General features: G+C 33.6%; 9 protein-coding genes. 6 read left to right on the plus strand and 3 right to left on the minus strand.

All coding sequences use genetic code 11. From position 1 onward, the window contains the following. Both VGE71_RS19810 and leuS read right to left on the minus strand, forming a co-directional pair. A partial coding sequence (locus VGE71_RS19810) for an alpha/beta hydrolase (protein ID WP_331139845.1) occupies positions 1 to 655 on the minus strand: 655 nt, incomplete at its 3' end. 294 nt (positions 656 to 949) lie between these two features. Further along, positions 950 to 3,814, minus strand: coding sequence for a leucine--tRNA ligase (gene leuS, locus VGE71_RS19815; RefSeq protein ID WP_331139846.1), 2,865 nt, complete (start codon positions 3,812 to 3,814; stop codon positions 950 to 952). A 200-nt stretch (positions 3,815 to 4,014) separates the two neighbouring features. On the opposite strand from leuS, the gene VGE71_RS19820 reads away from it, so the two are divergent. From VGE71_RS19820 to VGE71_RS19845, 6 genes are all read left to right on the plus strand, one after another. Then, positions 4,015 to 4,362, plus strand: a complete 348-nt coding sequence (locus VGE71_RS19820) for a winged helix-turn-helix domain-containing protein (RefSeq protein WP_331139847.1) — start codon at positions 4,015 to 4,017, stop codon at positions 4,360 to 4,362. A gap of 445 nt (positions 4,363 to 4,807) precedes the next feature. Then, a complete protein-coding gene (locus tag VGE71_RS19825; protein ID WP_331139848.1) occupies positions 4,808 to 5,683 on the plus strand; it encodes a cell division protein FtsX in 876 nt (291 codons plus the stop codon). 80 nt (positions 5,684 to 5,763) lie between these two features. Next, on the plus strand, positions 5,764 to 6,021 hold the full coding sequence (locus tag VGE71_RS19830) for a DUF3098 domain-containing protein (RefSeq protein WP_331139849.1): 258 nt from the start codon (positions 5,764 to 5,766) through the stop codon (positions 6,019 to 6,021). 77 nt (positions 6,022 to 6,098) lie between these two features. Then, on the plus strand, positions 6,099 to 6,896 hold the full coding sequence (locus tag VGE71_RS19835) for an undecaprenyl-diphosphate phosphatase (protein WP_331139850.1): 798 nt from the start codon (positions 6,099 to 6,101) through the stop codon (positions 6,894 to 6,896). Next, entirely contained in the window at positions 6,896 to 7,585 is a 690-nt protein-coding gene (truB, locus tag VGE71_RS19840; protein ID WP_331139851.1) for a tRNA pseudouridine(55) synthase TruB, read from the plus strand. The genes VGE71_RS19835 and truB overlap by 1 nt, the downstream gene beginning before the upstream one ends. 156 nt (positions 7,586 to 7,741) lie before the next feature. Next, positions 7,742 to 8,272 carry a hypothetical protein gene (locus tag VGE71_RS19845; RefSeq protein ID WP_331139852.1) on the plus strand — a complete coding sequence of 177 codons (531 nt, stop codon included), beginning with the start codon at positions 7,742 to 7,744 and terminating at the stop codon, positions 8,270 to 8,272. A 348-nt stretch (positions 8,273 to 8,620) separates the two neighbouring features. Here VGE71_RS19845 and VGE71_RS19850 read toward each other — a convergent pair whose 3' ends face one another. Continuing rightward, a complete protein-coding gene (locus VGE71_RS19850; RefSeq protein WP_331139853.1) occupies positions 8,621 to 9,238 on the minus strand; it encodes a thioredoxin family protein in 618 nt (205 codons plus the stop codon). Between the last annotated feature and the right edge of the window lie 695 nt (positions 9,239 to 9,933).

Here is a 9,933-nt window from a genome sequence, read left to right on the forward strand (position 1 = left end):
TATTTCTTAAATCGGTATTGAAGAAATCGCAATACATTTGACCAAAAGTAGTTCTGTCCGATTTTACACTCCAATCTACAACCATATCCAGTTTAGACTGATTTTGCAAAAGCCTTGGCATTGTTTGTTTTTGCATATTTAAAAACTGATCATTCGTCATTCCCGTCATTTGATTCACTGTCGTTGAGCAATCGTTATTTTCTTTTGACTTAAAAGAAGGATCTGTAATAGCAGCCAAACACGGAAGCGCATCAACAATTACAATTTTACTAATCAAATCCGGATAATCGGATGCAATAGCCAATGCTAGTCCGCCGCCCATACTGTGGCCAATTAAAATAGGTTTTTCAATGTTATTATCTTGAATATAATTGGCAATTCCAGTTTTCCAATTTTCAAATGAAGCATTGGGCTGCGCTTTTCTTCCTGCAAAACCTGCCATTGTAAGTGTATAACAAGTAAATTTATTTTCGAATGTTGCTCTGGTTTCATTCCAAACATCTCCAGACGAGGCGAAACCAGGAATGAATATAATAGATTGATCGCCACTTCCTGTTTTTAAAACTTCAAACGGAAATTGTTTGGTTTGTCCGAAAACATTTAAGCATAAAGCCGAGAATAAAAATGCAATAATTAAGATGATATATTTTTTCATTTTTAATAGTTTTAAGTTGTTAATTAAATCGGATCCATGCTTTTGATACGACAACTATTAAAATGTTACAACGGTTTTTAAATTTTCAACAAAAAAAATCCAAATTCCAATGTTTGCGGGGGAAATTCCAATATTAAAATTCCAAATTCCAAACCTATTCGGGTAATTTTCCGCCACGAATTCACGAATTTTTTTGCAATTAATTCGTGAATTCGTGGCGGAAAAAAAATAAAAAATCCCAAACTCCAACAAAATTGGAATTTGGGATTTCTAATATTTGGAATTTAAAGATTATTAACCAACAAGGTTAATTATTTTTCCAGGAACAATAATCACCTTATTTGGTGTTCTACCATCTAATTGTTTTTGTGTTCTTTCGTCTTTCATTACGATTTCTTCGATTTGTTCTTTGGTTAAATCCAAAGGCAATTCGATTGTGAAACGCATTTTTCCGTTGAAAGAAACTGGATATTCTTTATTCGTTTCGACTAAATGTTTTTCCTCAAAAATTGGGAACGCAACATCAGAAATTGAAGTTGTGTGTCCTAATTGTGCCCATAATTCTTCAGCAATGTGCGGAGCGTAAGGCGAAACTAAAATTGCCAATGGCTCCAAAATCGCTCTTGAATGACAGTTTTGAGAAGACAATTCATTAACACAAATCATAAACTGAGAAACCGAAGTATTGAAAGAGAAATTCTCGATATCTTCTGCTACTTTTTTGATTGTTTTGTGTAATGATTTCAAGTTGTCTTTTGTTGGTTCGTCGTTGTTTACGATTAAACCATTGTCATCAAAATACAATCTCCATAATTTTTTAAGGAAACCAAAAACTCCTGAAATACCAGCCGTATTCCAAGGTTTAGCTTGCTCTAATGGACCTAAGAACATTTCGTACAGACGTAATGTATCAGCTCCATATTCAGCACAAATATCATCTGGCGTTACCACATTATAATATGATTTCGACATTTTCTCAACCTCACGGCCTACAATGTATTTTCCGTTTTCATCAAAAATAAATTCGGCTGTATTGAAATCTTCTCTCCAAGTTTTGAACTTTTCGATATTTAATTCATCAGAAGAATTAACGAAATTAACATCAACACGAATTGGCTGTACTTTTTGATCACCAATTTTATTTTTAGACACAAAAGTATTTGTTCCTTCTAATCTGTAAACATAAGCCGTTGTCCCCAAAATCATTCCCTGATTGATCAGTTTTTTGAATGGTTCTTCAGTTGGAGCAAAACCTTTGTCTTTTAAGAATTTGTTCCAGAAACGAGAATATAACAAGTGACCTGTTGCGTGCTCGCTTCCTCCAATATATAAATCTACACTTTCCCAATATTTCAAAGCCTCTTTAGACGCAATTTCATTTTCATTGTGTGCGTCCATATAGCGCATCCAATACCATGAACTTCCCGCCCAACCTGGCATTGTATTTAATTCTAAAGGAAAAATCGAAACATTGTCAACTAAATCTGTATTCACAACTTTGTTTTGGTTGGTATCCCAAGCCCAAACTGCGGCGTTTCCTAATGGTGGCAATCCGTCTTCAGTTGGTAAATATTTCTCCACTTCTGGCAAAATAATTGGCAAATGTTGCGTATCAATCATTTTTGGAAGCCCATTCACATAATAAACTGGGAATGGCTCACCCCAATAACGCTGACGAGAGAAAACAGCATCACGCAAACGGTAATTGGTTTTTCCAGTTCCCTGGCCAATTTCTTCCAATTTTTCGATTGCTTTTTTAGTTCCCTCTTTATAATTTAATCCGTTTAAGAAATCAGAATTTGCGATTTCAACGTTGTCTTTAGATCCGTAAGCAGCTTCAGAAATATCAACATTTGCAAAAATGTTTTTAATTTCCTGCATTCCGTTTTGACCTTTAAAGAAATTAGCAAAAGCATAATCTCTTTCGTCACCGCAAGGAACCGCCATAACCGCTCCTGTTCCGTAACCAGCCAAAACATAATCTCCAATCCAAACCGGAATTGGTTCTTTTGTAAATGGATGTTCTGCATAAGCTCCTGTAAATACACCAGAAATAGTTTTTACATCGGCCATACGCTCACGCTCAGAACGTTTAGACGTTTTTTCGATATAAGCTTCAACTTCTGCTTTTTGCTCTGGAGTTGTAATTTTAGCAACCAAATCGTGTTCTGGCGCTAAAGTCATAAATGTTACTCCGAAGATTGTATCAGGACGAGTTGTGAAAACGTCAATTACTTCATCGTGATTTTTCACTTTAAAAGTAACCATCGCACCAACCGATTTTCCGATCCAGTTTCTTTGCGATTCTTTGATTGATTCACTCCAATCAATATCATTTAAACCATCAAGCAAACGCTCTGCATAAGCAGAAATTCGCATGCTCCATTGTGTCATTTTTTTACGAATAACAGGAAATCCTCCTCTTTCAGAAACTCCGTTTACGATTTCGTCATTTGCCAAAACCGTTCCTAAACCAGGACACCAGTTTACTTCTGTTTCTGCTAAATACGTTAATCTGTATTGTAACAAGATTTGTTCTTTGCGATCTTCAGAATAAGAATTCCATTCGTCTGCAGTGAAAATTTGTACATTATCATCGCATACAGCTTCAACCAATGCATTTCCACTTTCTTCAAAAACAACTACAAGCTCTGAAATACCAAATGCTTTTCCTTGTTTTTTACAATACCAAGAATTGAATAATTGAATAAAAATCCATTGTGTATGTTTGTAATAATCAGGATTTGACGTACGCACTTCACGCGCCCAATCAAATGAGAATCCGATTTTATCTAATTGTTTTCTGTATCCTGCAATTTGCTTTCCTTCTTTATCTACTCCACCGTCAATATTTACGCGAGTTGTATCTTCTGGACGTTGTCCTGTCTGAATTGCATATTGCTCTGCTGGCAATCCGAAACTATCGTATCCCATTGGGTGCAAAACATTGAATCCTTGATGTCTTTTGAAACGAGAATAAACATCTGATGCTATATAACCCAGCGGATGCCCAACGTGTAATCCTGCTCCTGACGGATAAGGAAACATATCGAGAACATAATGCTTCGGTTTTTCAGAATTGTTTTTTGCTGCAAAAGTTTGATTTTCTGCCCAATATTTTTGCCATTTGGCTTCAATTTCGTTTGGATTGTATTTCATTTTTTAAGGTTCAAAGTTGCAAAGCGACAAAGGCTCTAAGGTTTTCTCACTTTGTGAATTATGCCGCAAATTTACATTTATTGCGCATTGTACCAAAGCTATTTCATTGACAAACAAATAAATTTACTTTTTACTTATTCTGCATTAAGTAAAAATACGTATCATTGTAAATAAAAAATACTTATTTACATTGAAAATCGATGGCAGAAAATAAGAAATATAAAATTGAAGTCCGTATCTGGATTGAAGAAACCGAAGGCGCTTTTCTTGGAATTGGAAAAATCTGGCTTCTAGAGAACATCCGAAAAACGGGATCAATTACCAATGCTGCCAAAGAAATGAAAATGGCGTATCGTCAGGCGTGGCAGTTGGTTGAAGAAATGAATCAGCGTGCCGAATCTCCTTTGGTCGAAAAACTTCTGGGCGGAAAAGGCGGCGGCGGCGCACGTTTAACAGAAGCTGGCGAAAAAGCTATTACCGTTTTTTATGAAATCGAAAAACGAATTAAAGAATTTGCTCAAAAAGAAACTGAAAAACTAAAATTTTAAAATTTAACCGCAAAAAATTTTAACCGCAAAGTTCGCAAAGAATTACGCAAAGAAACGCAAAGCTTTATCTACACTCAGCTTTGCGAACTTAATATTTAGATCTTGCCTACGTTCCGTAGAAAGAAACTTAGCGCGCTTTGCGTTAAAAAAAAATAAAAATTTAACCGCAAAGTTCGCAAAGATTCACGCAAAGTTTTTATTGTTTAAATTCGAGCAAATCTTTACCCTCACTCAGCTTTGCGATAAAAATTCGCTATGCTATATTTACACTAAGTTTTACACACTTTGCGTTAATAACGCTAAAGCATTAAAAAATCTTTGCGTACTTTGCGGTTAAATCAACTTTTTATTTGTTATCTAATTGTACATTTATACTATAAAAGTTCGTTAATAACTTTAAATAAAGAAATTCTTTATTATTTTTACCACATAATTTAAGCAGACTATGAGTTCTAACTTTGATAAATTTCAAAAGCGCAGGTTAATTTCCTCTTATTTTTCGGTAGTTTTAAGTGTATTCTTGGTATTATTTCTTTTAGGAGTACTGGGATTATTCATTATTAATTCTAAAAAATTGGCTGATGATTTTAAAGAAAAAATCGCCATGACAGTTTTCTTTAAAAATGAAGCAAATGACAGCATTGTCAAAGCATTTAATACCGAATTAAAAAGAGCTCCGTTTGCACTTTCATATGTCTACGTTTCTAAAGAAAAAGCAGCAAAAGAACACACCGATATCATTGGAGAAGATTTCTTAACCTTCTTAGGAGAAAATCCGCTATTGAATTCATACGACATTCACTTAAAAGCTGATTATGTTGAAAGAGACAGCATCGTAAAAATCGAAAACCGTTTTCGCAAAAACGCTATGATTTCTGATATTGTTTACGACAAACAATTGGTAAATCTGGTAAACGACAACATCAGAAAAGTAAGTATGTGGATTTTGATTATAAGTGGTTTTCTGACTGTAATTGCTGTTTTATTAATCAATAGTTCATTGCGTTTATCGATACATTCTAATCGTTTTATCATTAAAACCATGCAAATGGTTGGCGCAACAAAAGCTTTTATTCGTAAGCCTTTTGTAATGCGAAGTGTAAAACTTGGAATGCTTGGTGCCGGTTTAGCGATCATTGCTCTAATTGCCCTTTTATTATATGTTGAAACTAATTTCCCTGGTTTAGGAATTTTAGAAGATAAAATCTTAATCGTTTTGGTTCTCGCAGCCGTTTTCGGATTAGGAGTTTTAATTACTTGGGTAAGCACGCATTTTGCAACACAACGATTCCTGAATCTTAGAACTGACGATCTTTATTAATTTCAGATTTCTGAATTTAGATTTTAGATTTATTAAAAACAAAACCTCCAGCTTGGCTTAAGGGTTACAAAAAAAGAAAAATGAAAAACAACAGTAATAAAGAAGAACAACAAGTTCAAAAACAGGAATTCCTTTTTGATAGTATCAATTATAAAATCTTATTAATTGGTATTGCTGTAATTGCTTTAGGATTTATTTTAATGTCTGGCGGAGGAAGTAAAGACCCAAATGTTTTTAATGAAGATATCTTCAGTTTCAGACGTATCCGTTTAGCACCGACAACTGTTTTAATTGGTTTCGGAATCACAATTTATTCAATATTTAAAAAATCAAAATAAAGAGATTAAAGGATTTTTGTAACCCTTAGCAAAGCGAAGGCAATCTAAAATCTGAAATCTAAAATCTATCATTATAAATGAACACACTACAAGCTATTGTTCTTGCTATTATCGAAGGAATTACAGAATTTTTACCTGTTTCTTCTACAGGTCACATGATTATCGCCTCTTCTTTTTTTGGAATTGCTCACGATGATTTCACTAAACTTTTCACTATTGTAATTCAGCTTGGTGCAATACTTTCAGTTGTGATTTTATACTTCAAACGTTTCTTTCAAACTTTTGATTTTTACTTTAAACTTTTAGTGGCTTTTATTCCTGCGGTTGTTTTAGGACTTTTATTAAGTGATTTTATTGATGGCTTATTAGAAAATCCTGTAACTGTCGCAGTTTCACTTTTAATTGGAGGAATTATTTTATTGAAAGTTGACGAATGGTTCAACAACCCAAATACAGCTGAGACTTCTCAGGAAATTAGTTATTTACAGGCTTTTAAAATTGGATTATTCCAATGTATTGCCATGATACCAGGAGTTTCTCGAAGCGGCGCAAGTATCGTTGGAGGAATGTCTCAAAAATTATCAAGAACTACAGCTGCTGAATTCTCATTTTTCTTGGCGGTTCCAACAATGTTGGGTGCAACAGCAAAAAAATGTTATGACTACTATAAAGCAGGTTTCGAATTATCTCACGACCAAGTAAACATGTTGGTTATCGGAAACATCGTTGCTTTTGCTGTGGCTCTTTTGGCTATCAAAACTTTTATTGGATTCTTGACTAAAAACGGATTTAAAGTTTTTGGTTATTATAGAATTCTTGCCGGAATCATTTTATTATTGATCCACTTTTTCATTCACCCGCTTACCATTATCTAATGACACCTGAAGAATATTTAAACGGACAAGTTTTATTGATTGACAAACCTTTAAAATGGAGTTCGTTTCAAGCTGTCAACAAATTAAAATACCTTTTGATTAATAAAGTTGGACTTCCAAAAAAGTTCAAAATTGGTCATGCAGGAACTTTAGATCCTTTAGCGACTGGACTTTTATTAATTTGTACTGGAAAATTTACCAAAAGAATTTCTGAACTTCAAGGTCAGGCAAAAGAATATACGGGAACTTTTTATATTGGAGCCACTACTCCATCTTACGATTTAGAAACCGAAATAGATCAAACTTTCCCAACCGAACACATTGATGAAGCTTTAATTCATGAAACGGTAAAACAATTTTTAGGCGAAATTGACCAAAAACCACCTATTTTCTCAGCTATTAAAAAAGACGGAGTTCGTCTGTATGAACATGCTCGTGCTGGTGAATCTATCGAAATTGAAAGTAGAAAAACCACTATTCACGAATTTGAAATCACCAGAATTGCATTGCCAGAAGTAGATTTTAGAGTAGTTTGTTCTAAAGGAACTTACATTCGCTCTCTTGCCTATGATTTTGGAAAAGCAATGAATTCAGGTTCGCATTTAACCGTTTTACGCCGAACTAAAATTGGCGATTACGATGTGAAAAATGCAATCGATATTACTTTGTTTGAAGAAAGTCTACAATAAAAATATATTTTAGAGTCTTTAATTCTACTTAAAAATATATTTTCAAGCTTTTGAAATTATCGTGATTTTTTAAATATCTTTCACCAAATTATTTTTCTAATTCTGAGCCAATGAAACCATTCCATTTCATAGCAAAGTCATATCCAAATCTAGTTTATGAAATATTTTTTACTCGCGATTATTACCTTTTTTTGTTTCAATCTAACGCTTTCTGCTCAGGAAAGAGAGTTTACCTACATTCAATTTGATGTTACTGCTTCCTTCACCGGAAATCAAGATTATGATGATTTGCCTGGATATCAAAATGAAAGACGTCCTTGGCTTATGCCCGACGGATTAGGTTCAAAATTAGGTTATGGAGTTCATTACAAACAATGGGCAACACTAGGAATTCACGGTGGTTTGGATTGGAAATGGAACGAAAAACTCGTTGCCGCTCCCGTTTACCTTAATTTCGGATTAAGCCCAAAAATTGGCGAGAGCTCTAGACTTACTATGCAGGTTGGATATGGAAAAAGTTTTGCCTTAGGTCGTGGCGATTTAAATGGTACTTACAAAAAAGCCAGACTTGGAATTACAGGAGATGATCGAACAATATTTGTCGAAATAGCCGATTTTGGATTCCCTCTTCATGATTACAAAACCATTGGGAATGTTTGTTTAGGTGTTTCTTTAATCAGTTTTTAAGACTTTAAAAAACAAAAAAAGCACATTACTTTTTATTCAGTAATGTGCCAGGCTTTTTAAAATAAGTAATATTATCTCATACTTATCTTAAATTAATAGTGAGGCACATTTTTCCCTCCAAATAAAAATTGAGAAAAGAAATCATAAAACCTTTCAAATAACTTTTTCATAATAGTGTATTTTTTAATGTTAGACAATAAATAACACCAATAAAAAGAGTAAATCAGAAAGTTATAATAGAAGTGGGATTATTCTATTTACTAAGATACAAAATTCACAATAAAAGAAACACACTTTAAGACAATTTTATCAACCAAATTATTTGTTTATCAACATATTAAACAAAAATCATAGTCGATTATACTTAATATTCTCCATAATTTCAAGCAATTCTTCCTGTACAGAGATCCCTTTATCTGCCAAATACCAAAGTTGCAAATCGGTTTTTATTTTTTCATCAATTGGCCCAACTTCTCGTTTGTGTTTTGCCATTAATTCTGACGCTCCTTTTGGTCTTGGTCCCCAATCTGCACGAACAATACCAGCTTCTTTGCAAATAATAATTACTTTTGGGATTGCTCTTCCTCCATTTGTGAGGTATTGATTCATTAAATCATCATTTTCATCACGAAGCGCTATTTTCAAATCGATTTTTTTATTAGAAACATGAGCCATTTTATCTAAAATAGGAAGAATTTGCGCTGCATCTCCGCACCAGCCTTCAGACAAAACCAGCCAGATATAATGATTATCTAAATTTTGAAGTTTCTCTGCAACAGTTTCATCAATTTTTATAGTTTTTTCTAGTCTGTTCATTCTGGCCTCATTTAATTTAGAATAATTGGTCAGACTTTCCGACTGTTCCTTTCCTGTTGATTTTCCTTCAGACAATAAATCGGTTACTAATTTTCGGTATTCAGGATAAGAATGGGTATTGAATAATGCTTTGGCTACAATGCTTTTCATATTTGTTTGATTTTTTTGGTTACATAAAAATACAAAATTTAGAAAGATTCAGAAATGACATTTATCACATTTAATAGTCTATTTAATTTCATTCAACAATAATTTAAATTATTTTTACCGTAAAGCACACTAATAATTTTGTGCACATCAAGCTTTGCAAACTTCAATCGAAGATTTACTCAAAAAAAACTTTGCGCTTCTTTGCGAATACTTTGCGCACTTCGCGTTACAATTACAAGCTTTTTTTTTAACGCAAAGTACGCAAAGGCATTTTATAATTTGGAATGCAAACAATATCTAAATATTAAGTTCGCAAAGCTTTGTCCACACCAAGCTTTACGAACTTCAATCGAAGATTTGCTCAAAAAAAACTTTGCGCTTCTTTGCGTAAACCTTTGCGTACTTTGCGTTACAATTACAAACTTTTTTTAACGCAAAGAACGCTAAGACATTTTTATTGGGAGCGCAAGCAAGATCCAAATATTAAGTTCGCAAAGCTTTGTACACACCAAGCTTTGCGAACTTCAATCGAAGATTTGCTCAAAAAAACTTTGCGCTTCTTTGCGAATACTTTGTGCACTTCGCGGTTAAGTGACTATTTTTTTAACGCAAAGGTCGCAAAGGCATTTTATAATTTGGAATGCAAACAATATCTAAATATTAAGTTCGCAAAGCTTTGTCCACACCAAGCTTTG

Source organism: Flavobacterium sp. (assembly GCF_036405015.1).
In the GTDB taxonomy this organism is placed as follows: domain Bacteria; phylum Bacteroidota; class Bacteroidia; order Flavobacteriales; family Flavobacteriaceae; genus Flavobacterium.

Coding starts and splice junctions, on each gene's coding strand:
- VGE71_RS19830 (WP_331139849.1), top strand. CDS start 5,764: ATGAAAAACAACAGTAATAAAGAAGAACAACAAGTTCAAAAACAGGAA.
- VGE71_RS19835 (WP_331139850.1), top strand. CDS start 6,099: ATGAACACACTACAAGCTATTGTTCTTGCTATTATCGAAGGAATTACA.
- VGE71_RS19845 (WP_331139852.1), top strand. CDS start 7,742: ATGAAATATTTTTTACTCGCGATTATTACCTTTTTTTGTTTCAATCTA.
- VGE71_RS19850 (WP_331139853.1), bottom strand. CDS start 9,238: ATGAAAAGCATTGTAGCCAAAGCATTATTCAATACCCATTCTTATCCT.
- leuS (WP_331139846.1), bottom strand. CDS start 3,814: ATGAAATACAATCCAAACGAAATTGAAGCCAAATGGCAAAAATATTGG.
- truB (WP_331139851.1), top strand. CDS start 6,896: ATGACACCTGAAGAATATTTAAACGGACAAGTTTTATTGATTGACAAA.
- VGE71_RS19825 (WP_331139848.1), top strand. CDS start 4,808: ATGAGTTCTAACTTTGATAAATTTCAAAAGCGCAGGTTAATTTCCTCT.
- VGE71_RS19820 (WP_331139847.1), top strand. CDS start 4,015: ATGGCAGAAAATAAGAAATATAAAATTGAAGTCCGTATCTGGATTGAA.